Source organism: Allomuricauda sp. ANG21 (genome assembly GCF_040705235.1).
In the GTDB taxonomy this organism is placed as follows: Bacteria; Bacteroidota; Bacteroidia; order Flavobacteriales; family Flavobacteriaceae; genus Flagellimonas; species Flagellimonas marina.
Genome location: NZ_JBFCVT010000011.1, coordinates 751,601 through 777,180 on the forward strand (window position 1 = coordinate 751,601; position 25,580 = coordinate 777,180).

26 protein-coding genes and 1 tRNA gene are annotated in these 25,580 nt (G+C 39.9%); 14 read left to right on the forward strand and 13 right to left on the reverse strand.

Annotated elements, in window-relative coordinates; all coding sequences use genetic code 11:
- The first annotated feature begins 38 nt into the window (after positions 1–38).
- Both AB1A65_RS12185 and AB1A65_RS12190 read left to right on the forward strand, forming a co-directional pair.
- The gene (locus AB1A65_RS12185; RefSeq protein ID WP_366589480.1) at positions 39–533 is read left to right on the forward strand and encodes a hypothetical protein; all 495 of its coding nucleotides are present in this window, start codon (positions 39–41) and stop codon (positions 531–533) included.
- 120 nt (positions 534–653) lie between these two features.
- Positions 654–738 (forward strand) — tRNA-Ser (locus AB1A65_RS12190).
- A 151-nt stretch (positions 739–889) separates the two neighbouring features.
- Here the strand turns inward: AB1A65_RS12190 and AB1A65_RS12195 are convergent.
- On the reverse strand, positions 890–1,375 hold the full coding sequence (locus AB1A65_RS12195) for a hypothetical protein (RefSeq protein ID WP_366589481.1): 486 nt from the start codon (positions 1,373–1,375) through the stop codon (positions 890–892).
- Between the two features lie 365 nt (positions 1,376–1,740).
- Here AB1A65_RS12195 and AB1A65_RS12200 point away from each other — a divergent pair, with 365 nt between their 5' ends.
- From AB1A65_RS12200 to AB1A65_RS12210, 3 genes are all read left to right on the forward strand, one after another.
- A complete protein-coding gene (locus AB1A65_RS12200; protein ID WP_366589483.1) occupies positions 1,741–2,466 on the forward strand; it encodes a DUF547 domain-containing protein in 726 nt (241 codons plus the stop codon).
- A gap of 24 nt (positions 2,467–2,490) precedes the next feature.
- Complete coding sequence (locus AB1A65_RS12205) at positions 2,491–3,369, forward strand: hypothetical protein (RefSeq protein ID WP_366589486.1); 879 nt, start codon at positions 2,491–2,493, stop codon at positions 3,367–3,369.
- A 103-nt stretch (positions 3,370–3,472) separates the two neighbouring features.
- Complete coding sequence (locus tag AB1A65_RS12210) at positions 3,473–4,741, forward strand: outer membrane protein assembly factor (RefSeq protein ID WP_366589488.1); 1,269 nt, start codon at positions 3,473–3,475, stop codon at positions 4,739–4,741.
- A gap of 33 nt (positions 4,742–4,774) precedes the next feature.
- Here the strand turns inward: AB1A65_RS12210 and AB1A65_RS12215 are convergent, their stop codons facing one another.
- Together AB1A65_RS12215 and AB1A65_RS12220 are read right to left on the reverse strand one after the other, a co-directional pair.
- A complete protein-coding gene (locus tag AB1A65_RS12215; RefSeq protein WP_366589490.1) occupies positions 4,775–6,268 on the reverse strand; it encodes a HAMP domain-containing sensor histidine kinase in 1,494 nt (497 codons plus the stop codon).
- The gene (locus AB1A65_RS12220; RefSeq protein WP_366589492.1) at positions 6,265–6,969 is read right to left on the reverse strand and encodes a response regulator transcription factor; all 705 of its coding nucleotides are present in this window, start codon (positions 6,967–6,969) and stop codon (positions 6,265–6,267) included. The genes AB1A65_RS12215 and AB1A65_RS12220 overlap by 4 nt, the downstream gene beginning before the upstream one ends.
- A gap of 222 nt (positions 6,970–7,191) precedes the next feature.
- Between AB1A65_RS12220 and AB1A65_RS12225 the strand changes: the two genes are divergently transcribed.
- The 5 genes from AB1A65_RS12225 (at position 7,192) to AB1A65_RS12245 (ending at position 12,461) form a co-directional block, all read left to right on the forward strand.
- A complete protein-coding gene (locus AB1A65_RS12225) occupies positions 7,192–8,610 on the forward strand; it encodes a hypothetical protein (protein ID WP_366589495.1) in 1,419 nt (472 codons plus the stop codon).
- Between the two features lie 588 nt (positions 8,611–9,198).
- Positions 9,199–9,819: a hypothetical protein gene (locus tag AB1A65_RS12230; protein WP_366589497.1), complete on the forward strand. Its 621-nt coding sequence runs from the start codon at positions 9,199–9,201 to the stop codon at positions 9,817–9,819.
- 6 nt (positions 9,820–9,825) lie between these two features.
- Positions 9,826–11,211 (forward strand): hypothetical protein, encoded by a 1,386-nt coding sequence (locus tag AB1A65_RS12235; protein ID WP_366589499.1) that lies wholly within the window; start codon positions 9,826–9,828, stop codon positions 11,209–11,211.
- Positions 11,211–11,618, forward strand: coding sequence for a hypothetical protein (locus AB1A65_RS12240; RefSeq protein ID WP_366589502.1), 408 nt, complete (start codon positions 11,211–11,213; stop codon positions 11,616–11,618). The genes AB1A65_RS12235 and AB1A65_RS12240 overlap by 1 nt, the downstream gene beginning before the upstream one ends.
- 255 nt (positions 11,619–11,873) lie before the next feature.
- Positions 11,874–12,461 carry a porin family protein gene (locus tag AB1A65_RS12245; RefSeq protein ID WP_366589504.1) on the forward strand — a complete coding sequence of 196 codons (588 nt, stop codon included), beginning with the start codon at positions 11,874–11,876 and terminating at the stop codon, positions 12,459–12,461.
- Positions 12,462–12,529: 68 nt separating this feature from the next.
- On the opposite strand, the gene AB1A65_RS12250 is transcribed toward AB1A65_RS12245, so the two are convergent.
- From AB1A65_RS12250 to AB1A65_RS12290, 9 genes are all read right to left on the reverse strand, one after another.
- A complete protein-coding gene (locus AB1A65_RS12250; protein WP_366589507.1) occupies positions 12,530–15,292 on the reverse strand; it encodes a DUF5695 domain-containing protein in 2,763 nt (920 codons plus the stop codon).
- A gap of 548 nt (positions 15,293–15,840) precedes the next feature.
- Complete coding sequence (locus AB1A65_RS12255; protein WP_366589509.1) at positions 15,841–16,470, reverse strand: NAD(P)H-dependent oxidoreductase; 630 nt, start codon at positions 16,468–16,470, stop codon at positions 15,841–15,843.
- Positions 16,471–16,481: 11 nt separating this feature from the next.
- On the reverse strand, positions 16,482–16,931 hold the full coding sequence (locus AB1A65_RS12260; RefSeq protein ID WP_366589511.1) for a DMT family transporter: 450 nt from the start codon (positions 16,929–16,931) through the stop codon (positions 16,482–16,484).
- A 61-nt stretch (positions 16,932–16,992) separates the two neighbouring features.
- Positions 16,993–17,298 carry a hypothetical protein gene (locus tag AB1A65_RS12265; RefSeq protein WP_366589513.1) on the reverse strand — a complete coding sequence of 102 codons (306 nt, stop codon included), beginning with the start codon at positions 17,296–17,298 and terminating at the stop codon, positions 16,993–16,995.
- 27 nt (positions 17,299–17,325) lie between these two features.
- On the reverse strand, positions 17,326–17,727 hold the full coding sequence (locus tag AB1A65_RS12270; protein ID WP_366589516.1) for a DoxX family protein: 402 nt from the start codon (positions 17,725–17,727) through the stop codon (positions 17,326–17,328).
- A 15-nt stretch (positions 17,728–17,742) separates the two neighbouring features.
- A complete protein-coding gene (locus tag AB1A65_RS12275; RefSeq protein WP_366589518.1) occupies positions 17,743–18,354 on the reverse strand; it encodes a hypothetical protein in 612 nt (203 codons plus the stop codon).
- A complete protein-coding gene (locus AB1A65_RS12280) occupies positions 18,351–19,106 on the reverse strand; it encodes a GNAT family N-acetyltransferase (protein ID WP_366589521.1) in 756 nt (251 codons plus the stop codon). The genes AB1A65_RS12275 and AB1A65_RS12280 overlap by 4 nt, the downstream gene beginning before the upstream one ends.
- Entirely contained in the window at positions 19,103–19,657 is a 555-nt protein-coding gene (locus AB1A65_RS12285) for an NADPH-dependent FMN reductase (protein WP_366589523.1), read from the reverse strand. The genes AB1A65_RS12280 and AB1A65_RS12285 overlap by 4 nt, the downstream gene beginning before the upstream one ends.
- Positions 19,658–19,737: 80 nt before the next feature.
- A complete protein-coding gene (locus AB1A65_RS12290; RefSeq protein WP_366589526.1) occupies positions 19,738–20,316 on the reverse strand; it encodes a Crp/Fnr family transcriptional regulator in 579 nt (192 codons plus the stop codon).
- A gap of 109 nt (positions 20,317–20,425) precedes the next feature.
- Here AB1A65_RS12290 and AB1A65_RS12295 point away from each other — a divergent pair, with 109 nt between their 5' ends.
- From AB1A65_RS12295 to AB1A65_RS12305, 3 genes are all read left to right on the forward strand, one after another.
- The gene (locus AB1A65_RS12295; protein WP_366589528.1) at positions 20,426–20,818 is read left to right on the forward strand and encodes a DoxX family protein; all 393 of its coding nucleotides are present in this window, start codon (positions 20,426–20,428) and stop codon (positions 20,816–20,818) included.
- 62 nt (positions 20,819–20,880) lie between these two features.
- Positions 20,881–21,231 carry a tRNA-binding protein gene (locus tag AB1A65_RS12300; protein ID WP_366589530.1) on the forward strand — a complete coding sequence of 117 codons (351 nt, stop codon included), beginning with the start codon at positions 20,881–20,883 and terminating at the stop codon, positions 21,229–21,231.
- A 20-nt stretch (positions 21,232–21,251) separates the two neighbouring features.
- Positions 21,252–22,298 (forward strand): DUF4421 family protein, encoded by a 1,047-nt coding sequence (locus AB1A65_RS12305; RefSeq protein WP_366589532.1) that lies wholly within the window; start codon positions 21,252–21,254, stop codon positions 22,296–22,298.
- Here the strand turns inward: AB1A65_RS12305 and AB1A65_RS12310 are convergent.
- Complete coding sequence (locus AB1A65_RS12310; RefSeq protein ID WP_366589534.1) at positions 22,295–23,782, reverse strand: potassium/proton antiporter; 1,488 nt, start codon at positions 23,780–23,782, stop codon at positions 22,295–22,297. The two genes, AB1A65_RS12305 and AB1A65_RS12310, sit on opposite strands and share 4 nt — an antisense overlap.
- A gap of 451 nt (positions 23,783–24,233) precedes the next feature.
- On the opposite strand from AB1A65_RS12310, the gene AB1A65_RS12315 reads away from it, so the two are divergent.
- A complete protein-coding gene (locus AB1A65_RS12315) occupies positions 24,234–25,079 on the forward strand; it encodes a hypothetical protein (protein ID WP_366589536.1) in 846 nt (281 codons plus the stop codon).
- The last annotated feature ends 501 nt before the right edge of the window (positions 25,080–25,580 follow it).

A 25,580-nucleotide genomic window follows, 5' to 3' on the forward strand; every position in this document is an offset into this window, starting at 1 on the left:
AATTTAATTATTTTTGGTTGAATCTAAAAATCGATCTCATGAAAAAATTTCTTTTATTTTCCTTAGCAGTGCTCTTTGGGTCCACCGTTGCAAAAGCACAATTTCAAGCTGGAATCAGCGGAGGGCTTCCCTTGGGGGATGCAGGAGATTTGACTACTTTTGCCATCGCCGTTGATTTAGGCTATCTATTTGATTTAAGCGATGATGTACATGCTGGACCAGCTATTGGTTACTCCCATTCTTTTGGTGACAAAATTGACACTGGAATTGGAACCGTTGAAATTGAAGACATTAAATTCCTTCCGGTAAGTGGTGGGATTATCTTCGATGCATCGGATGATATTGGTCTTGGTCTGAATTTGGGGTATGCTCTGGGCATCAATGATGGTAATGATGGGGGGTTTTATTATTCGCCAAGAGTTTCCTTCTCCTTGAGCAACAGTGTAGATCTGTTTGCAGCCTACCGGGGTATTTCGCGTGATGGTGGTAGTTTTGATATGGTTACCCTTGGTGTTGAATTTGGATTTGAATAAGTCTTATTTTAAAAATATATAGTCCGGCGCATAGTTTTATGTGCCGGTTTTTTTTTATGGGAACATAATTAAAAATACCTTTTCGGATAACAAAAACCTTTATATATTTGCACCCGCTTAGGAGGAATGGCAGAGTGGTCGAATGCGGCAGTCTTGAAAACTGTTGAGGGTCACACCTCCGGGGGTTCGAATCCCTCTTCCTCCGCAATCAAGCGCAAGTCTTGAATGTAAAAACCGCAGAGTTAGCTCTAGCGGTTTTTTATTTTTAAGACTATGGTATTTGGAAAATGCCAAAAGAGTGAGGTTGGAACAAAATCCCTCTTCCTCCGCTTAAATACCTGAAAAGCGCAAATACGCTATTTCAAATCCAAGAGATTATTTTCCCTTTTAAATGATTTAAAATCATGCCATTCCTTCAATTTTTTTCCGCGCCTGTATTTTAAAGCTGATGTCAATTCTTCATTTTCATACATTAAACAATAGCCGTTTTTAATTCCTTTGTCCAACTGGCACTTATGTATCAAGTTTCCTAAATCATCATAAAAAAGCCACCATTTGTTTTTTTCACCTTTCGAATAATGTCCTTCCTCAATCAAAATCCCCCCTCTGGAGTATGAATACCAGTATCCATTCTTTTGATCGTTTTTATAATGCCCCATTTCACTTATGTTGCCAGAGGAATGATATAATTTCCAATAACCATCTCTTTTATTGCCCTCTTCCCAACCTTCAGATTTTAAGATTCCGTTCCGATAGTAGTTTCGGACATATCTTTTACTTTGAGCATTCATGTTCATGAAAAAGGATGTCAATAATACTATAAGAAGAATCTTTATTTTCATGGGTTTGTTTTTAGAGAAAATGTCTCAAACTGAAAACAGGTCTTACCCTTCAATTTGATTCGTTGTCCAAACAGTCAATTGTTTTCTTCTTCCATTCAGAAAAAATCTGCTTACTTATTGGGAATTCAACGAAGTCATTTAACGGTATTCTAGTTATGGGTCGTGCCAGAGGAAGTAATCTTTCAGCAATTGAGTGAGAAATCATTAAGGCATACCAAAAAATCACGCTATTGTAAAAGTTTAACTTTCCGTGATATTTCCATGATTTCCTTATAGTTCCTTTGCTCCGAACCTAAAAAAGTAAAGCCATTGTGTATGTTGTTTAAATTCTTCTCGACCATTGGCATAGAGTTAAAAAAATTGTTATGAAACACCTTCGATTAGTTTATTTGTTCATTTTAGTCCTTGGGAGCCATCCGATTTTAGCTTCTGATTTTTCGATGTTTTTTTCCAAAGCAGACGCTTTCTTTAAGGAAAATATAAAAGACGGTAGAGTTGACTACGAGACCATTGCGAAAAACCCAAAGACTTTGGATGAGTTGATTGGCATCGCCGAAGAACTCAGGACTTCCCCAAGTAATGTCGCGGAATATCAAGCCTTTTGGATCAACTCCTATAATCTTTTGGTCATAAAAGGAATTATCAAGAATTATCCGCTAAAGTCCCCACTTGATGTCAAGGGTTTCTTCGAAAAAATCCAATATCAAGTGGGTGGTCAAAGCTTGACCCTGAATGATATTGAAAACAATTTACTTCGAAAAGTATTTCCAAACGAATCAAGGTTTCATTTTGTATTGGTATGTGCCGGGTTGGGCTGTCCACCAATAATCAGTAAAGCCTATAAACCCGACACTTTGGATGCACAAATGGAAGAGCAAACCAAACTTGCCATCAACAACCCGGATTTTATTCGCATTAAAGGAAAAAAAGTTGGCATTTCGCAATTGTTTGAATGGTATGCCGAAGATTTTACGCGCGGTGGCAAAAGTATGCTGCAGTACATTAATCAATATCGAAACGAAAAGTTGAACAACGATGCCAAACTATATTATTATCCATACGATTGGAGATTGAACGACACTAAAATTTAAACCTGACCCCGAAAAAGATAAACTATGAAATCAATTCGAATTTTTGCCGCTGCCCTAGGAATCATTTTCTCCCTTCAAACAGCATTTTCTCAGGACGATGTAGATCAACCAACAAGTAATATTTTACAGTACACACCCTCTAAGCTAATCGGAAAGGGCCAATGGGATATTAAATGGTTCAACAACCTTTATACCGAAACCGAGAGCACCTTTGCGGAAGGCAAGCAGCCAAGACAGACGTTCTTCACTTCAACTTTGGAGGTCTACACGGGAGTGGGGTCGAACAAAAGATGGAACCTTGGTGCCATCCTTGAATTTCGATCTAATGTTGTAGGAGGAAGAAAAGCTTTGGACGTATTCAAGTTTGATGGTGAAACGGGTACGGCACGCTCAGGGTTAACCTCTATCGCCCCATCGGTCAAGTTCGTTCCCATCGCTTCACTGAACAATTTTTCCATCCAATCATCTTTCTTTATTCCATTAGTGGACAATGAAAGCGAAGATGAAGTCTTTTTGGACCAAAAGGGGTATATCTGGCAAAATCGCTTGTTTTATGACCATACTTTTGCCAGTGGAAAATGGCAGTTATTCTCGGAGCTCAATTCCGAATTGAGCTTTGGCGATAAGGAGGAAAGTTTTGCAAACAACAGTTTAAACCTTACTCCCGGATTATTCTTGAGTTATTTCCCAAGCACAAAGTTTACCGTATTGGCATTGATTCAGCATTCACAACGTATTGATCTTGGGAACGACTTTGCACAGGATTTTACTGCAATTGGCGGTGGAATGAAGTATCAGTTGACAAGAGAACTTAACCTCGAAGTTTTATATACCAATTTTGTAAGAGGTAACAATACTGGACTGGGTGAAACCTTTAATCTTGGACTTAGAGCTATTTTATAGTGGAAATGATTCCTGGTCTACTGTAAATTTGTTGCTATGTGTAACCCAACAAAATGTTGGGCTTTAGGTTGCTTTAACCTTGATTTCAATCGTTTTTTAGTGTATGAGACACCCATTTATTTTAACGGCATCCTTGCTATTTGTTCTCGGCATTGTAAGGGGACAACTGGTGGTGGATGCCGTTGAATTTCAGGGTAATGAAAAAACCAAAACAACCATTCTTGAAAATGTTGTTCAATTAAAGAGTAACATGCCGTTGGATTCCTTAATGGTAAAACGGGACGTAGCCCAACTGATCCGGGTGCCTTCTGTTTCCCATGCCACCTATGAGGTTATCTTCCTTGATAATAGTGAAGGTTGTAAAGTGGTTTATACTATTGAGGAGAATTTTACCTTAATTCCGTTTGTAAGTGTGTACACCACCAACCAAGATGAATTTGCCTATAGGCTAGGTTTGCAGGAGTTTAATGCTTTTGGAAGAAATATCACCATAGGGGGATTTTACCAGAAAGATATATTTGATTCCTATTCTTTTCAAGTGAGACATCCCATGCTATTTGGACCCAAGATGGGATTGGCCTTCAATTATCAAAATTTAACCACGCAGGAGCCCGTTTTTTTAAATGCTGGTACAGCACAATATCGTTATAACAATGAATCCGTTGAGCTATTGGGACTTTATCAAATCAATTCCCGGTATCGGGTGGAGCTGGGGGCAAATATTTTTACCGAAGACTATCAATACCTCAACGGCGCCACTAGCCCCAATGTACCGCAGTCCCTAAAGGTGAACAAGTATTTACTCAAAACAATATATAATTATGATGCCACCACCTATTTTTATCAATATCTGGATGGGTACAGAAGCACGTTCAACCTTCAATATGTTAAAAGTGCCAATGAAGCTCAACTTCCCGAATTCATAATAGGATTTGCGGACTTTTTATATTACAAAAGAATAGGGGCTAAAGGGAATTGGGCCAACCGCCTCCGATTGGGGCTGGCAAGCAATCTGGAAACTCCATTTGCCCCATTTGCTGTAGATAACAACCTTAACATTAGAGGGGTTGGCAACACCATTGATAGAGGCACGGCAGCCATCGTTCTTAATACAGAATATCGGCATACCCTAATGGACAAGAAATGGTTTGTACTACAAAGCAACATTTTTGTTGATGCCGGTAGTTGGAGGAATCCAGGCGGAGATTTCAGCGATTTTGGAGATAAACAAAACATAAGAGTCTATCCGGGAGTAGGGTTACGACTCATACATAAGTTTGTTTTTAATGCCATATTCCGAATCGACTACGGATATGGAATTACACCGAACAGTTCTCAAGGCATTGTGTTTGGTATTGGACAGTACTTCTGACTATGTACTCCATGTGCCATAAAAGGAAAGCTATCAACTTAATTGATATATGGGCAATTCAAAACTAAAGATTGTTCCTTTTGAGGGATTGCTCAAGACTTTTATACTAGCGTTGTGGAGTTCCATTATTTTTTTTACAATGGCAAGTCCAAGGCCCGCACCTTCCTTAACCTGACCGGTCTTGGTCTGTCGATAACGTTCAAATATCAATGATTGGTGCTCCTTTTGAATACCTGGGCCTGTATCACTGATCATAATTTCAACATGGTCTTTCATAGGTATTATTTTGATTCCAACCGTACCTCCATCAGGGGTAAACTTAATGGCATTGTCCATTAAGTTTTGAATGGCCCGCTCTACAAGTGATATATCCCCAAAAACAAGGGGCGTTTTAGGGTTCATTTCCAATTGAAGTTCAATATTGTGTTGTGCTGCTATTACTTTATAGTTCCTATGGATGTCATTGGCCAGTTCAGTGATTAGGAAAGGCTCTCTTACTGGTTCAATCTGATTGGCTTCCAATTTGGAATATTCGAACAATTGTGCAATTAATCTGGCCAACCTTTCACATCCATTATTCACCGTGGTCAAATATTCTTCGCGTTCTTGGTCTGTCAAATCTTTTCTCTTGATTCGTAGGGTCTCCACATAGCCTTGAATAATGGATAGCGGAGTACGCAAGTCATGTGAAATATTGGCAATGAGCTCCCTTCTATGCAGTTCAAGTGATTTGATTTTTTCAATATCCGAAACAATGGTATCGGCCATTTCATTATACGTCTTCGCCAAGATGGCAAGGTCCATTTTCTCGGCATCTTGAATTCTGTACTGGAGGTCACCTTCTTGGAAACGCTTTGTGGCAAAAATTATTTCGCGAAGGTTTTTGGTGAGGTACCAAACTGACAATATCCCCAAAACTGCTGCAAAAATTAAGGTCAACGCAACACCTCTAAGGCCTAGACGGAAAAAATAACCATCTATGAGGGAGGCTCTTGTACTTAGATAATCCTCTCCGGCCAGCACAATATAAATGAAACCCTTTTTTCCATTTTTCTCGAAAGAGGCAGCAGAAAAAATCTTTTGATTTTCCGGATTTTTGGGGTCGTCACCCAAAATAAACGCCGAACCTTGCTCCCCAATAAACCGTTGTATGGGATCTAGGTCTATTTTCCTAGCTTGGGTATCAGTTCCATCGTGGTCTAGGACCACCGAGTAAGCCACATGCCCCGTTTCATCCAATAGATACACTTCAATGGCCCTGTTTACCGCCATCATATCGTGCATAATATCCCCAAAAAGCTCCTTGTTCACATTTCCTTCAGCATCAAAAGGGCTTTGGTTGCTAAATTTTTCATCAATCAGGTGTTGGGCCAAATTGGCATGTAAACGTTGGGTGGTTTCATAATAGTGATTGTTGGTAAGATAAGCAGTGATCAGAATATAGCCAATGGCGGCAAAAAAAAGGATTGACAGGAACGAAAGGCACAGCTTTATGAGCAATCTATTGGAAAACAAGGAAAATTTCATAGTTCTTCATTGAATTTGTATCCTATTCCCCAAGTGGTTAGGATAAATTTAGGTTGCCCCATATCGGGTTCTATTTTTGAACGCAGTCGGTTGATATGGGAGTTTACAGTATGTTCATATCCCTTAAAATCATACCCCCAAATCATTTTCAGCAATTTCTCACGTTCATAGCTTTTTCCAGGGTTTGAACATAGTAAAACCAATAGCTCAAATTCCTTTGGGGATAGTTCAACCTTTTCCCCGCTCAATTGCACCTTTCGTAATTCTATGTTCACCGTCAGATTGTCAAAATACATGGTCCCGTTGTTCTGAGGGCCTTGTTCTGTGGACTTCTCCATTTTTTGGCGACGAAAAATAGCTTTTACCCGGGCAATAAATTCCCGAACACTGAAAGGCTTGGTCAAATAATCGTCAGCTCCCACCTCCAATCCCAACACCTTATCAATTTCTTCAGATTTGGCCGTTAGCATAAGGATAGGCGATTTAACATTATTTGCTCTTATCTTCTGACAAACCTCAATACCATCCATTTCTGGTAGCATGATATCCAATATTATTAATTCTGGTTGCCCCTCTACAGCATGTTTTAGCCCTAAAGGGCCATTATTGGCTTTCTGGATGGTACATCCTAAATCCGTTAAATGGATTTCAAGCAATTGAACAATCTCGGGATCATCCTCAATAATCAATACATTTTTCATAACCATCGAAATAAGGTGAAATATCTCACGAAAGAATCACAGAATCATTAAGAAAACATTCCTGTTTATCCAATTTTGGTCGAGAAATGTGGGTGTATCTTTCAGATTAATAAAAACATTTCAGCTAAACCACTGCATATCAAATTATTAAAAAAGTTTATGTTTTCGTGAAGCTTTCATTACACGTCAAAAGTTTCTTTGTGAAAACTTAAAAACAAAGAGATGAAAACATTGAAAACTTTATCAATTTTAGGGTTGCTCGCCATTGGTTTTTTAGCTTGTGAGGATGACGAGGGAACAGATGATGGTTTAGAACCCGTAGTATTGGAAGCCGGAACACTTTCTGGAGGACCATTTTCATTTGCCGTGGACGGGAGTCCCGACTTAGTAAGTGGAATTACCTTGACTGGATTTTCAGGTTCTGGCGAGACGCAAACATATGTAATTACAGACGATAACAAAAACATTTTGGGACTTCCGCCTACCTTGGATGCCCTCTTTGAAGTGGATTTTGATGGAGCAGGAATAGGTGTTTGTTACATCTACCACCTAACTTATGATGGTACGCTTACCGGTCTGGAGGTAAGTGGAAACTTGGATGAACTGAGTGGAATGTTTGATTTATCAAATTTTTTAGTGGTCAACCGGAATGCCCTTGACGCTGGTGAACTCGTTGGCGGACCATATGATTTTGTTGTGGATGGTCTTCCTGATATGATTATGGAGATTTCCTTGGATGCTACCAATTTAAATGGTGACAACCAAACATTTGTAATTACCGATGATATGGGAAATATTTTGGGATTGCCACCTACCATTGAAGCCGTCAAAGGCGTTGATTTTGACCAAGCTGGAACCGGAGTTTGTTTTATTTACAGTTTAACCTATTCTACTGAAATTGGCGGTCTTGAAGCGGGCAATAACCTAGATGATTTGGAAGGAGTGTTTGCATTATCCAACCAAGTGGTGGTCAATAGAAATGCCTTGAATGCTGGAGCATTGATTGGAGGACCCTATAATTTTTCAGTCGATGGTACGGCAGATATGGTAACGGGAATTAGTCTGGATGCCAGTAATTTGACAGGTAGTAACCAAACCTATGTCATTACAGATGACAATTTAAATATCCTTGGGTTGCCACCAACTCTTGAAGCATTGGAAGGTGTTGATTTTGATGGAGCAGGAATAGGTGTTTGCCTTATATGGCATTTGACCTATGAGGGTGAGATTACAGGTCTTGCCGCAGGAGAAAATGCCGCCGACCTAGCTGGTAATTTTGCTTTGTCCAACTCGGTTAAAGTATATAGAAATCCTAATGCCGGTGAAATTTCTGGTGGACCCTTTACCATTGTTGTAGATGGTACCCCAAATATGGTAAGTGGAATTTCATTGGACAATAGTGGGGCAAATGGTACCAACGGTACGTGGGTCATTACAGACGATCAAGACAATATCCTTGGCCTTCCCCCAACCTTGACTGATGTTGAAAATGTAGACTTTGATGCAGCTGGACCTGGCGTATGCTTTATATGGTATATGCGCTATGAAGACGGACTGACAGGTTTAGAAGCAGGAAACAACATCTCTGATCTTATGGGGCTGTATGGATTGTCTAATTCAATTACAGTAACACGAAACTAATGGAAATTGCTATGAATTAGGAAAACCTGAGATTTTTTTAATTCTGTAGAAAACCCAATCATTTTACTGATTGGGTTTTTATTTTTCATTGGCCTAAAATCAAATTTGAAAAACACCCCACAAACTAGTTATTGATAGGGTCTGTTTTTAAGATCTTTTGTACTCCTCAAATAAGCACCTGAATCCATACAGGCATTCTCGCCAAAATCTCAACTTAAAATTATATAACGCATTATTAATCAATAATTTATATGATGTTATTTGTAAAGTTTCCTCCTACTTCAAGCTTACACAAAACGTTGCCGTTTATCTAATTTTAATATAAATCAAACTACAATCAATTGAATTCCTGTATATTAGTATGAAATCATCTTCAATGGTTAACCAGCATAGAGGTGTAGTTCCCCAAACGAACCCTTAAAAGACTGGTCTATGTCAGACAACAGGTATACTAATTCCTTAATTGAGGTCCCATTAGTGAATAAATTTCTTCAGGCCTCATGTTTTTATCATAAAAGTCTTCATTCAATCATCACAAAATAGGTTGGTCTTTTACCAATTACAACCGCAATCAGTAAACTTGAAAGTATGAAAACACCACACATTTTTATCCTCTTTTTCACAGTATTGGTACTATCCGCTTGTGGTAACTCCAAAAAAAAGGAAGAAACAACTTCGACTTCGGACACTGCGGAAAAAGAAGTAAAGGCAACCCATGGCACCGACAACACCATACAGCTTAAGCAACATGGGGATTATACCCAGTTGTACGCTGCAAGCGAAGATTGTAAGCTGACTACCTCACAATTGGCCGAGGCGTTGGGGTATGGTGCCGACCAAGTACAAGAACAAAGCAACTATCAGGGCAGTTGTTGGTTCAAAGTGACCCATCCAGACAATTTTACGGTGAATTATGGGATAAGTCTTGAAAAATGGGGTGACACAAACATCGTAGAGGGTCAAATAAAAAGTGGGCTAAAGAATGAGATGATAGAGGTCAGCATAAGTGAATCAGGAGACACCTACATTAAAAGACATCCTGTACAAGGTTTTCTACTATTGCTAAATACTAATTATGGAAACCCAATAAAAGTCAGTTATAGTTATTTAAACCCTAATGGCCCTAAGCTAACAGATTCCCAAAGGGACGAACAGAAAAAGAACACGTATAAAATTGCCAATTATCTTATTAATCACTATCAAAACTAAATCAAAATGAAACCATTGCACAAGTTTTCGTTGTTGTGTCTCTTGTTTATTGGGGCATTTAAAGGATATGCCCAACCTTTTACATTGGATAAAGCAATTCAACCGGTAGAATTGAAACTGCTTGCAGATACAAGAACCGGTCATGAAGGAGAATTAGGTATTGTTTATTTCAATAGATTAACAGATTCTGCAATGTACCACTATGTAACCGGACACGACCTATACAACTTTGTAGATGTATTGGTGACCAGTGTGGATGGCACCCCACTCAAGGTGAGCTTGGCCAAGGATAATTGGGAAGCTGTGCAGGCCCAACAAAATACAACCAACGCGCAAGATGGGCTTGTGAACTTTAAAATACGTACCTGGGGCAGTTTTGGAATTAAAGTGGAAACGGACCAACCCAACAATTCACTCTATACTATTACCGTTTTGGCAAGCCCCGAAAAGAAAACCTATTTGGGAAGCGCCTTTAGAGCCATTAGTGAAGATGAAATGGAATCCAGCGGTGCAGCTTCACCCAATGACGCCAATGAGGGAAGCAGTGATGGCGGGACAACTAATTACCTGTTGTACATTGCCCTTGGGGTTGCCTTGTTGGTTATTGGTGTTTTGGCTGGAAAGCTTATGGGGCGGAAAGGAAAGGGCACCACAGTGATTTTAGTGTTTTTGTCATTATTGCCATCAATCGGTGTTGCGCAAGATGCTGGTGACTTCGTTTCCATAGAACAGTTTGAAGCGTTCAAAGAAAATGCTATGGAAGATTTCAACACGAGACTTAATATGTTGGAAAATGAAAGAAAGGCGGTTGACAAAGTAGTCGGCAATCTAGATAAGACCATCTCCACCATACGGAAACAATGGGATAATGTAAAATTGCTTTATAGCACCTACAACAATGGGCTTGGCAAATGTATAAGTTCGTCTCCGCCAGCTCAAGCCCCTTCCATTCCTTCAATATGCACAGATCTGTACTTTGATGATAAGGGCGACATTTCGGAAGAGGAAGACCAAGAATGTGCCCAATGCTTTTTTGAAGCCCGGAAAAAATTCAATAACATGAGGTATCAGTTTGAAAAACTGGCCACTATCTACAAGTGTACCAAGGATTTTTCCAACGCAGCCATTTCTTTTGGGGACGATGTATCTGGCTTTACTCCCAGTGGGGTTGGCGGCCTGGCCTGGCAAACGCAACGAAGAAATATCGAAAAATCTGTAACAGAACTTGAACAGGCCTATGATAATAAATATGCCGAATTTCTTCAAAGTCTAGCCGATGCCATGATGGAACTCAATATCTGTGAGGCCAAATATGGGGTTGAGGATTGGTACGACCGTTTTGGTTATATGTATTTTGAATTTATGAAAGAGAAATATCAAAGAAAAGACTAATGGGAACAAAGAGATTGAATTTTATCATTTTGGTGTCCCTAAGTTTGGGATTATGGGTTGGATGCAAATCCGTGAGTCCCACGGTGTCCAACACCAACACAAACATTATTGGGTCTTGGGAAGGCTGTGATGGGCGTGTAGTGGCGTTCTATACCAACGAAAAAGGTGAAATAGAAGGGCGCTATTCAAAACTTGGTGGACTTGACAAGTTTAAGTTTACCTTGGATGAAATAGGCTTTCATCTAACCCGAAAAAGCCCTGGTGTCTATACTGGAAAGGTGAAATGGAGAAACACCTCTGGAACGGAATCTTGGAGGGACGAGACCATTATAGTGGAAAATGATATCCTTAAAACATCAGGTTCTGATTTTTGCGGTAACGAATTAAAAAGAATCAACACTTTTTAGGTTCTCTGGCTAAAAAAGATAAGAATCATCGTATAATATCAAAGTATACTTGGATAGATGTGGTTTCCATACCAATTAATCCTAATCCCGTTATTTACGCATTTCCAGAATTCTCAAGGTCTTGAATAAATAAGACCTTGAGAATGGTTGTCCTTGATTTCCGTCAATTTTTTTGTGCATTGCGTCAACCCTCCGAAGCTATTGGTAGTACATTCGTTTTCGATTATTGCAATCAGTAACCCTTAAATCTTAATAATGATGAAAACAAATGTATTGATAATAGCAGCTCTTCTGGTGGGGTCAATTTGTATTGCCCAGAACACCAACAATGTACAATTAGGAGTGCGTGGTGGTGCCAATTTTGCCACAGTGGCAGGCGATGATTTTGATAGCCCTGATTCTAGGACCTCCTTTTACTTGGGTCTATTGGCCGAGGCACCATTGTCCGACCATGTTTCCCTTCAGCCAGAGATATACTATTCCGCGCAAGGTTTTGATATTACGGATGAGCCCGATACCCCAGATGCCCAATTTCAGGTAGACTACATTCAGGTACCCTTGCTCTTGAAATTTTATATCGCAGATGGACTCAACATTCAAGCCGGACCCCAATTTGGGTTTAAGGTAAATGAGGAAATCGACTTTGACCCGGGGGAAGATGGTGGCGATTTTGATACTGACGCCATCAATGGGTTTGATTTTCAAGGTGCCGCAGGATTGGAGTACAAATTTCCAAGTGGGTTCTTTATCCAAGGGAGATATACCTACGGATTTTCTGAAATGATTGAAGATGTGGATGTGCACAATTCCGTATGGTCTGCCGGACTAGGATTCATGTTTTAAAAAAGCCCCCAACAAAAAAGCCCCGCTTTTACACGGGGCTTTTTTATTGGTTATTTAGCGGTTTTTTATTAATTCAAAGTCAGGGTTACTTGGTGTGTTTTTCCAGAAACAGGAATCTCAAAACTTTCAATGTTACCTTTCTTTATTACCTTGAGCAATTTGCCATCAGCCCTACACTTAAAAGATATATTACCATAATTCTCCAAGTTCAATTTGGTACGATGTCGCTTTTCCACCCTATTCTCAAGCACAAAACTTACTTCATTCATAGACTTGGACACTAAAATAGGATTATTCTTGGCAAATCCATCCCGTTCCAATTCCATCTGAAACCTAGTGCCATTGGCTACAATAGCAAATCGTGTTCTTAGGCCATCCTTTGGGACAATGGCGAAGCCATTAGTTGTCTCATCCAAGTTTCCGCCGTAAGCGAACCATTCAAAAATGGGGTCGTTTACTAGAACAGTAGATGCAGTATGCCCAATGGCGCCCATACCTAAATCGGCCTCTCCATCATAGTTCCACGGGCCACGTTCAATTTCTCGGCCTTGGAGCCAAATTCGGCCATGCTTTTGTGAGTTAAAAGCCCAACCCAAGGCACCATCATTTTCCTTTCCTGGAAACCAATAGCCATAATTGCTCTCTTTAGTACCAGTATTCATGAGCGCATACGAGCTTAAATAGGAGGCATAGCCTAACTGAATCCAGTCATAAGGTTTTTCGGCAAAGTGCAGCCCATAATCCAGAATACTCCATCCACCCATCCGTGCCATGTAACTCAGCCCGCCTCCTTCTGAATCATCAGAACCCAGGGAATAGTAGGTTGGATTTACCCAGCCACGGACAGCTAGTCCTGCGGTATTCTGCCTATCCATAAAATCCCGACTATCTTCCTGTTTTACGCTAGGATGTGAGTACCATTTTTCAAGATTAACATCATACCATAGCTTTTCATCCGGTTTCATTTTGTTAAGGGTGCCATATTTGGCAAAAGCGTAGCTGGATTCAAAAGCAGTTCGGTCTATGCTATATTCTGAACGGAAAGGGTATTTGTCATCATAAACAAAATATTTCACCTTTTTCTCCCATTCCTGTCGCAACCAATCTGCATCGGATTTTCTCCCATATCGTTCCAAATCCTTGATCAGTGGAATAATAATGAGCTCATTATAGCAGCCCCATTTATAGGTATCGTACCAAGGTAGGATTTCATAGGGATAGGTGAAATAGGCCTTGGCTGTTTGAAATGCACGCTCCAAATAGCCCTTCGCATCCAAATACTGGACTTTATCAGGATAGAACTCGGCAATCTGAAACATGTGGTAGTACATTTTGGTAATATGGGGATAATCATAGGAACGCCAAATTTTTATCTTATCCAGATTGTAGTCCCTAGACCTAGCTCTCAACAATGGGTCTCTAGCCTCTCGCCAGTTGGGAACACCATGAATTCCATATGGGTTGGTTTCCTTGTCGGTACGCTGAAGCCCTCCCCAAACAAAATTTTCTATATGGTATTCTACTGAAGCTATTTCGTCATCTTCAGGAAAATAAACATTCTTGGAGGCGATGTATGGAGCCTTTACCAGACCAATATCATCACTGGCCAGAACATAGCCCCACCAATGATCAAAACCATCGGTATTGTCCGGTCCACGAAGCACGGCTTTACTCATATCCCAAATTGAGTACAGCCCATTGTACCATTTTGAAGGGTCTGTGTGTTGTTGGGACTGGGTTAAAAAGTCAGTCCGTTTTTTGATCAAGGTCTCAACGGGCTCAGTGGAGAAGAACTCCAAAATGGATTTTTGATTCCCGTTGTAATGAATAGTGAGTTTGTTTTCTCCCAAACGTTCAAACTGTACCTCATAAATGTAAAGGTCTTTTTCCTTTTCTTTGATGAAGTCTATCTTGGTCTGTTTGGGAAATTCAGCTGAAATGGAATCGATTTTGTTTTTGGTCCGTAAAGAAAACTTAGCACTCAATCCTTGCGGAAGGGTCATTCCAGGGACCACACGAATATCAAACAGATTATTTTGGTAAAGCACATCCCTTAATTCATCATAACTGTTTACCCATTGCATGCGAAAACCATACGTAATACTACTGCCCGGTTTTCCTTTGGGTGCGAGTTCCAAGGCTGTATTTTCCATTCGCCAACTCCCCTCCTTTTGGGCGGCGGCCCATTGAGAATGTATGTGAGCCGAATATCCTGAAGCGGAATCAAAATATTCCAACTTGGTACCCGGTTTAGTCATCAATACCAAAAATGGTGGTTCCCCAGAGGGTTTAGAAAAGTAAATGAACGAACTGTTGCCACCTATATACTGGTGCTTAATAAAGGTTTCCTCAAAAATATAATTGGGTTCTTCTCCAGACGGTCGGGGCCAAGAAATTGGAACGGAAAAGTCACCGATGGTAATGGGATAATCAAACATGGATTCCAGCCTAATGGTCCAGTCGATGCCATTTCGTACACGTTCAAAAGTACGCTCCATTTTTAAAACCACACCCTCCTTGTAGTCGGTATATTTCACCTTCTCCGGAGATAGAATCTCCCGTGAGGTCGCCCCTTTATATATATTGAGCCAGTCACCATCCGCTACCTGATATTTTACATCCACATCGCCCCACTCCCCTCTTTTTCCAACGATACTAGCCCTATGCTCATCAGATTTTGACCAAAAACTGGATATTCCCTTTCGGTTGAATTCCATTTCAAAATCCTCACAGTCAATAACCATACTATCTAATGACTGCGCATTAAGGTGACAGGTCAATAGAAAGTTCATGAAAATAATAAGGCAACACAATTTAATATACTTTTCCATAGGGGTTGGGGTTGGTTTGAACAGCGATGAAGCCCTTGTTGGATTGTTAAATCCTATTCGCATTCAGTAAACATATAATTGCCATCTTTGCATTCAAATGGCAATCAGGGCGAACTGAATCAGCGTGGAAACAACCATCCATAAAAGTATTATTATCTACATCAAGTTTTCCAAGATTATTAGCCAGTTTTGATATTATATTGACAATAATTGAATTTTCCTGTGAATACTCTATGAATAATTCGAAGAACCAACCTATTCCCTATAAGATTTCTAGGGAGAGTTTATTATTGAAGACATTTTTTAGATGGTACCGCGAGTACATGAAGGCATAAAGCCCCCTTGATCATTGTTGTTTAATCAGGCAGATAGGCACATACCATCCTATTTCCTAACGACTTCATTTTTCCAAAAAGTACAACTCTTTATTTTTCAGCCATGTAGGCCATGCACGGCATACTTCGTTTCAACTTCCCAACCTTATGGTGAAAGTGCATTTTTTGTAACTAATTAAAGTACTTGAATAAAAAGTAGCAGTTTATTGAAAACTATAACTCTTCAAAAATTTCTTGGATAGGTTTACGTACTTTCTGTCTGAACTGCGAATGATCATTTTTGGAACGATAGCCAATAGACGCAATTATGCTTACGTTGAGGCCACGATCTTCTAGATCCAATATTCTGTTATAGTCTTGCTGATCAAACCCTTCCATGGGACAAGCATCAATCTTAAGTTCTGCACAGGCCGTTAATAGGTTGGACAAAGCCAAATATGTTTGCTTTTCTGACCAGACCCGCCATTGAGATGGGTTCATGCGGGATAGGCTTTTCTTTATAAAATCACCATAACCTTCTAATTTTTCCAAGGGTGTTCCCTGTATTTTGGAGGTTGAAGTTATATATGCGTCAACATCTTCTTCTTTGTGTTCGGTATAGTTGCAAAAAACAAAAAGGTGTGAAGCTTCAGTAACTTGCGATTGACCCCACGAAAATGGCAATAATTTTTCCCGTATCTTCTTGTCGGAAATGACCAAAACCTTGTACAGTTGCAATCCGTATGATGAAACGGAAAGCTGTACCGCTTTTTTCAGTTTTTCCAAATCATCTTGGTTGATTTTTTGAGAAGGGTCAAACTTTTTAGTGGCATACCGCCATTGTAAATGCTCTAGTAATTTCATGTTCTATAAGTTTAGTTTTTATTGATTAGTATTATACCACCTGTCATGGCTAATACTCCTATTATTTTTTTAAGGGCCACGGGCTCCTCTGGAAGCCCAAACCACCCAAAATGCCCTGCAATTGTAGAAAATAGTAGTTGACCAAAGAGTCCAAGACTGATCATTGAAGAAATTCCCAGTTTTGGGATGGTATGATAGTACAGACAAATACCGCATACACTAAAGAATGCCCCTGAAAACCAAAGATATACAGGTATTTTTCGCATCAACCCCACATCAAAAGAAGTACGTAAACTTGCCAAGACCAGTATTAGGGCAAAGAGAGTGCTAAATGCAAAAGCTATCAAGGAAGCCAAAACAGGGCTCTTTAAATGGATTCCGAGTTTGGCATTCAAACCACCTTGCATGGCCAAAAATACACCTCCAAGTATAGCCAGTAAAACAGTCACTCCGTTGTTCATTTTTTTGTTTTGTTTATTACTCAAAATTAGTTGCCATTCATCGCCTAATACTTAAGATATCTTAAGAAGGCATCAGATAATCCTTTAAAACCTCCAATTGAGATAAGATTTTAACATTGCTACATGTAGATCTTAACTCATCTAACAATGGCCTTGACTTGTTGGTCAATTTTCTCCGAGCAATTGCATGGGATTCCTTGCTGGGCCATTGTGCATAAGCAATATAGTTTCCGTCATCGCATTTGTGCAATCTGGAACCATAACTGCCTGCATGGTCCAGATAAGCTTTTGTGAGCTTCTCCCAAGCTTCCTTAAACTTATTATCAACTCCGGTCTTTACCTCAAATTCATAGATTATAACGTGCATTGGTCTCAAAGATTTATTATGTATTGTTTAATCCCATTTGTTCAATCTGGATACTGCATACTTTCCCCCTCCCATAAAGTAAAACGCTAATCCAGCTATAAGGTAAATGGCCAAAAGTTCCAATGCCCACCCCCCTTTTTCATTAAGCTTGAATAGATTTTGGGTTTGCGCCAAAATAAAGGCTGCCAGACAATTAAATGCGAAGATGAGTCCTGCCAATCGTGTACGATACCCCACTATAATCATCAAAGGAGCCAAGACTTCCCCTACAAGAACTCCGTTGGAAATCCAAGAGGGCAGCCCGTGCTTTGACAACAATTCATCAATGTATTCCATACCATGCAACAATTTGTCTATCCCATAGATTAACATGGTAAATGAAATACTGACCCGTATCAATAAGTTCCCCAAATGTTTGTTTTTTTTCATTTTATTTTTTTTGATTTAAAAATTGTGTTTGAGAAAAAAGCCCAGATTTTTTAGCCTTTTCTTTGAGTTGTCAAATTGGTCGAGGTTGATAGCCAATCCCATGATCCATTCCTGTTTTTTGATACCCAGTTTCAACTGTTGCAAGCCTCGTATATAACCATCCCCATTCAGGTTTCCTACAGCTAATAGGTTTACATAACCCAAATAAGAATCATTCAGTCTGGGTTGGTAATCCAATATCAGGGTCTGCTCCAATGAAAATCCATCTTGATAGGTGGTGCCCATAGAATAGTTATACGAAAACCTGGAACCGCTATTGTTTATTCCCAGGGAGAAGGTGGCAAAAGCTCCCGGGTTTTTTACGCCAATGGCCAGATTGGTCATAAGTTTTCCGAAAGACAGTCCAATCCCACTCCTTATAAAATAAATGTTGTTGATATCACTGTTGTATTCCGTATCATACAGTGTAAGATTGTTAATGGAAACCTTTGGTGAAAATGCATACCCGATGGTATGCTTGTAGGTTACGGACCGATGGCCAAACACCATATCAGGAGAAAAGGATAGCTCTTGACCCAAAAGCCCTTGAACAGCAACGAGCATTAAAAATTGAACAAGCATTTTCATGACCCTGTTGAATGTTGGTGTTCCAAACCATCTGGAAGTTGGTAACTTTCCAATACACCATATGTCTTGAAGCCCATCTTGGCGTAAATTCCCTCACCAGCTTGTGAGGCCACCAAATACACATAGATGCTTCCCTTCTCTTTAGCATTTTTCACCAAATATTGAGTCATCTTTTTCCCCAGTCCCAATCCCTGAAATTCAGGTAGGGTTCCTATCATATGTATGCCAGAAATACCATCATGGTCTGTGAATACCATGCCACAACTGGCATAATCATCTTCATGAATGCCTAAAAACAACTGAAATGATGAGGCTTGTAGCAATGGAGACAAAGTCTCCGTTAGCACCGGATACCCGAAAGCCATAGAAGCAATCTTGGCAAAAGCCTGCACTTCTGCATCAGATTTTACAGGGGCAATTGTCCCTAAATCCACTATTTGATCCAATCCATTTGAGACTTTCAAGGCCATTGCTTTTACAGTAGAACTTAATTTAAAGCCATTGTTGACCAACAAGTTTTTACTTTCTACATCTTCATAAATACCAACAGAATTGGGCCATGCCCCTACTCTTATGTTCTCCAAAAGTTGATTTTCATCTATTCTACTAGGTCCCAATCCAAAAACTTTACTAGGCCATGATTTCTCAGGAGCCAATGTGTGCCGTATCCCTTCTTCGCTATATAGAAAGCCACCAAGTCGACCAATCTCGCTCCAAAAAGTAAAAAGATGTTCAATAATCGCTTTGTTCATGATAGGGTGCTTAGCAGTTTCTTGTTATTCAACAGTGCGCTTATCGCACTTCTCATTTGTATTCGCACCTCAGGATCTACTATTACATTTTGGTTCATGTCAAAGTTCTGGTGAAAACTACCCAAAGAATATTGCCCCGCAAGCTCACCTCCCCATCTACCGACCAATCCTGCAAGCAGGTTCAAATGGGTGCGCCCTCCCGTCACCCCTGGTGAAGTACTCAATAGTAGTATGGGTTTCTCCCCGAAAAAACGCTGATCTATCCGAGAAAGCCAATCAATGATGTTCTTTAGAAAAGCAGAAGGGAGTCCGTTGTGTTCTGGTGACGCTATAATAAACCCATCGGCTTCTGAGAAAACTTGAAAAAGTGCTCTCATTTTTTGTGGAATGCCCAGTTCTTCAATTCCTTGGCTATATATAGGTACATTGAATGCCTTTAAATCCAAGAACTCAATTCCTTCTTTGGGATGTTGGGCAATGATATGCCTTAGCCATTTTTCATGTATTGAATTGGGGTTGTTACTACCCGTGAATGCGATTATTCTTCTCATACTGCACTGATTTGTAGATTACAGTGCAAACTTATTTGAAGAGAAATATAAAAATCTTAAGCTATCTTAAGAACCGTTGTTTAGCGTAAATTCTTTCTGAGCGCACTCAGAAATTCTGGTGTCATTCCTAAATAGGAAGCAATCATGTACTGTGGAACTCGTTGCTCTATGCCCCGGTACTTGGTTCGAAATTCCAAATAGCGTTCTTCTGCAGATTTACTCATGGCGTTGATGGTCCTATCTTGAAGGGCTACATAGGCATTTTCAAACTTTAGACGGTAAAATCGCTCCATTGCCGGAACTTTGTTGTACAAATCACGCAAGGCATCTCTATGAATTTGAAGAATGATGGAAGGTTCCAGAGCCTGTACAAATTGTTTGGCAGGGGTCTGGGTAAGGTAACTATATAGATCATTGACCCACCAACCCTCAACACCAAATTGTACAACATGCTCTTTGGCCGCTTCATCCATATAATATGCCCGAAGGCAGCCTTTGGCAATAAAACGCATATGGGAAGATACATCGCCAGCAAAAAGAAGCACCTCTTTTTTTTGAAGTTTCAACTCAGTAAAACTGTCCAAAACGCAATTTTCATCATTTGGACCCAGTGTAATGGTTTCCAGTAAATGCTTTAAAAGTAATTCTTTGGGTTCCACGGGCTAATTTACAACTAGCAGGGTTAGGTATTTTTAAAATGCACGAATCAAAGTTAACTAAATCAAAGTTTTGCGACCAAATTGGCACATAATTAAAACTTTACCGACAATGAATCTTAAATCTATTCTTCCACTTTTACTAAAAGCTGTCCCTGCTATTATCTTATTGCAGACCTTGTTCTTTAAGTTTTCCGCAGCACCGGAATCGGTTTATATTTTTGAAACTTTGGGACTGGAACCGATTGGGCGTATTGGCATTGGAATTCTTGAGCTGATTGCCGCCATTCTCCTATTTATTCCCAAAACTACGTGGCTGGGTGCTGTTCTAGGCCTAGGACTAATGGTAGGTGCCATTGTTTCGCACCTTACTAAACTGGGCGTTGTTGTACAAAATGATGGAGGAACTCTGTTTGTCCTAGCCTTGACAACTTTTGTTTTCTGTGGTATTTTGACCTGGAAGCATCGTCATCAAATCCCTATTTTGAATAAACTTTTTGTGTAACCGGTCCAGTATTTTCTTTTGTTCCATCTAGTTGTCCGTATTTTTGTGTCAAAATAAATTCCATGGAAAAAGAAATGGCCCAAGACTTGACTTGGGATGAATTCATGAAAGTTGAAATGGTCGTCGGCACTATTATTTCTGCTGAGGAGTTCAAAGAAGTTAGAAACCCTGCTTACAAGATGATAGTTGATTTTGGCGACTTGGGCACCCGAAAGACATCGGCACAAATCACCAAGCTTTACAATCCAAAAAAGCTCGTGGGCAAACAAGTGGTAGCTGTAATTAACTTTCCGCCCAAACAGATTGCCAATTTAATGAGTGAATGCCTCGTTCTTGGGTGTGTTGGGGACCATAAGGAGATCACTTTGCTCCAACCAGAAAGAAAAGTAAAAAACGGAACAAGAATCGGATAAGCTGTGTATCTTGTGTTTAGATGAGCACTAACTTTGAATTCCGACCAGATTTTCCCCCTCAATTAGGACTGATTTTTATTTGCTTTTACTTTTTGACATCATTTGGTTTTTCACAAAGTAATATAAAACAGGTAGACAGCACTTATCTTGTTCCTTATTTGGATAAAATCATAGTAAAGGCCAATCTGGAAACCCAGACTGATGAATACCAGTACCGAAACGAGGATGATCGCACACGAATACATCTGATTCCCAATAACGTTTACAGACTATTTCTCTCTTTGGATTATGAGTTTCTGGGCGTCAGTGTGGGCATTGTCCCAAGATTTTTAGGCGCCAATTCTGATGAAGACCTAAAGGGTGAATCTTCATTTACCGATTACCGGTTCCGTTTTTTTCTTGGCCAATGGGTTCAGTCCTTGGAATACAGCAAAGTATCGGGTTATTATGTTAAAAATACGGGAGATTTTGTCCCTGATTGGACCGAGGGCGTAGACCCCTATCTTCAATTTAGCAACCTTACCAGCTCAAAATATGGTATGTCCACCTCGTACGTCTTCAATCCCAACTTTTCATACCGCAATATTGTGTATCAAAATGAGTGGCAAAAGAAAAGCAGTGGAAGTTTTGTGGGCACCTTGTTTTATGACTACAACACCTTTGCTTTTAATGAGCTGGATATTGACAGTAAGGAACGGTTCTTCAACATCCGGCTTGCTCCAAGTTATTATTACACCTATGTGCTGCACGAAAATTGGTTTGCCTCCGGCAACCTTTCCCCCTCCTTGGGCATACGGTTTTCAAAAAGCAGCTCTTTTGATGGAACCACAACAGAGGTTGAAACCAAAAGTTATTTAACCCGCTCTGTATCCGCTGGGCTTAACTTGGGATACAGCTCAAAGAAGGTCATCTTCGGTGCCAACCTTACTTTTAATGCCAGTTGGTACAATGAAGAGCAAAATTCACGGACTGAGAATGACCGGTTTTACGGGGTGCTATATGTGGGTTATCGCTTTGAACCGCCCAATGTGGTCAAAAAGCTATTCAAACCGTTTACGGGAAATTAGTCTTGTTCTTGGAAAATGTTCCCATTTAGCGACAGCGAATCATAGACTTTTTCCAAAATTTCAACTTTATCCGTAAGCACCACTAACTTATCATTTGTCTCAATAACCGTTGACCCGTTTGGGGTAAGGTAATTTCCGTCGCGCTCAATCATGGCAATGATGGCCTTCTTCGGAAAGTTAAGGTTTACAATTTTTAATCCCGCTGCAGGACAGCCTTCCTCAATTTTTATTTCTTTCATAAGGGCTTTGGGGTGTTCCGAAAGCAGTTCGTCCGTAGGAGAAAGTGGTTTTGCTTTCTGCGGAAGCCCCACATGTAACCATTTGGCGACCATGGATAAGGTAGTTCCTTGAATAAGCACAGAGGTGATGGACACAAAAAATACAATGTTGAATATCATATGGGCCTTATCTATTCCAGCCAAAAGCGGATAGGTCGCAAATACAATGGGAACAGCTCCCCGTAATCCGACCCAGGATATGTAAAACCTACGCCTGAGTTTCATTTTAAATGGCATCAAAGAGATAAAAACAGCGAGTGGTCGGGCTACAAAAATCAAAAAGAGTGCAATTAACAGACCTATACCAATGAAGGGAACTATCTCCGATGGAAAAACCAGCAGCCCCAATGTTAGGAAGAGAACAATTTCCATGAGCCAGGCCATTCCATCGAACATTCGCATGATGGTCTTTTTATGAATAAGGTTTTGGTTGCCCAAGTAAACGGAACAGATATATATGGCCAAAAATCCATTTCCGCCTATAAAATCTGTTGCGGAAAAAGTTATGAACATCAGAGCAATGGTCAGCACTGGGTAAAGTCCTTCAAAGTCCAGTTTAATTCTGTTGATAATGATTTTACTCAACCTTCCAAAAAGAAACCCCAACACACCACCTATTACCATCTGCAAAAAGAAGAATGGGAGAACCGAAAGTATACTGCTTTCTGGATACTGAACCAAAGACAAAAAAGCAATGGTAAGTACATAGGCCATGGGGTCATTACTTCCACTTTCCAGCTCCAAGGTTGGTCTCAAGTTCTTTTTGAGTGCTAGGTTTTTACCCCGTAAAATTGAAAATACGGCTGCGGCATCGGTAGAAGAAACGATGGCACCCAGCAACAAACTCTCATACAAACTGAAATCAGTGATAAGAAAAACAAAGTAGCCCAGCCCCACTGCGGTAAGCAAAACTCCAAGGGTTGAAAGCATAATTCCCTCCTTAAGAACGGGCTTAACGGATTGCCAACTGGTGTCTAACCCACCAGAGAACAAAATAAAGTTAAGGGAAACCACACCCACAAATTGCGCAATCTTTGGGTTATCAAAATGGATGCCCCCTATTCCATCAGAACCAGCAAGCATGCCAATGGTCAAGAACAACAATAGCGTGGGAATTCCAAAACGATAGCTTGTCTTTCCTGCGATAATACTGATCAGCAAAAGGATTGACCCCACCAAAATGATATTTTCTATTGTAATCTCCATTGATTCACAGTAGCTTTTTCAGCTGTTATAGACTAATTCAAACATAGGCGAAGTTACGGCAAATGATATGATTTGCATGTACATACTCGATTTAGAAATAACAAATAGTACAGTGTCTTTAATTTATCAAGTCACAAATGAATCTAGGTTGATTTTAACCCAAAACTGAGGAATTTCAAGGTTCATCTTACTGAAAAACAGCAATAAACCTGTAAAAATTCACTTCTATTAAGGAAGAAGCTGATTTATTTGAAAGGAAAAATACATCGTTTATCGACCTAATATTTCCGTTTATCAGCATGTTAAGGCAAAATAATCGATAATTTGCTCAAATTTTTTCGATGAAATGCACTTTTTATCCGTTAAAATTGAAAACCTATGAAAAATTCATAAGTATTCCCTCTGAATCTTTTTGATCTTTGTGATGTTATTAACCCCCAAATCTAATATCATGACACGTTCAATCTTTTACAGCCTACTTGTTTCAGGAATTATTTTTTGCAGTGCAACTGCCAAGGCCCAAATGACCAAAGACTTAGTCAGTACAACTTTGGATGGTAACCTATCCACTATTGATGGGTATGTTCCCTCCATGACCATCACTAAAGACGGAAAAACGGCTTACTTTAGTAAAACTTCAGAACAAAAGCCTTTATACGGAGTATTCTCCAAAAAAGAGATTATTCACGAAATTTACAGAGCAGAAAACATAAATGGTGAATGGAAAAACATTACCAAAATGGAAGTATGCCCAAAATATGCCTCTGCCAAACACCCCACTATCTCTGAAGATGGAAAGCGTTTGTTCTTTGCTTCCAACATGCGGGGCAGCTATGGTAAATATGATATTTATGTAGCCGATATCAAGGCTGATGGAAGCCTAGGTGTTTCTAAAAACCTTGGACCCAAGGTCAACACCAAAGAGGATGAACTTTACCCAAGCCTATATAACGGAACTCTATTGTTCTTTGCCTCAGAGGGGCGTGATGGCTACGGCGGCTTGGACCTTTACGCTACCCAGGTGGTGATGAACACTCTTACCCCGTCTGTTAACTTGGGTAACCACATCAACAGCGATAGCGATGATTATGCCATTCAGTTGAGCCCAGAGAAAGGATTGGGATTTGTGGTGAGCAACAGAGGTCAAAACCAAACCATCTCTCAATATACGGTAGCTTACGGGAATAGTAAGAAAACCGAAAACAGGTATGATAATGTTGCCGATAACGGAACCAGCCTACAGACTGCGATGAATGACGGTGTGGAATATACCAGCAACTCATTCGAAGACAAATAAATAAAACATAAACACTTAATCGGTCAACTACCTGAGGTGTCATTTGATTCCATTTCATAGCCGAGATCGAAACACACATGACCATGATAAGAAAGACAGGGGGAACTGACAGTCTATCATAGAAAGCGGGTTGTATTATTTCAATCTGACCGATTTTTTCAGCAGAAACAGGGTGCCATAAAAAGCACCCTGTTTTTTTATTCAATATACTGACCAACAGATTATTAACATCAAAATACACCCTTTTTCAGGCTGAATGCAAGAATGCATTTGAACGAAAAAAGCTACAATTTCGTCTAATACAGTAAAAAAATCTCTACTTTAATTCTTGAAATAATACAAACCCAAATCTATTAGTCATGAAAAAGAACTACAACTCTCGGAAAAAAGGGATTCCTAAACCCATTTTCAACCTCAGTTTTTAGGTAACCTACTACCTTCTCTAAACTACTTTTTTGATGTAATCCCATTGGGATTAATAATCGGTATATTCAATTTTGA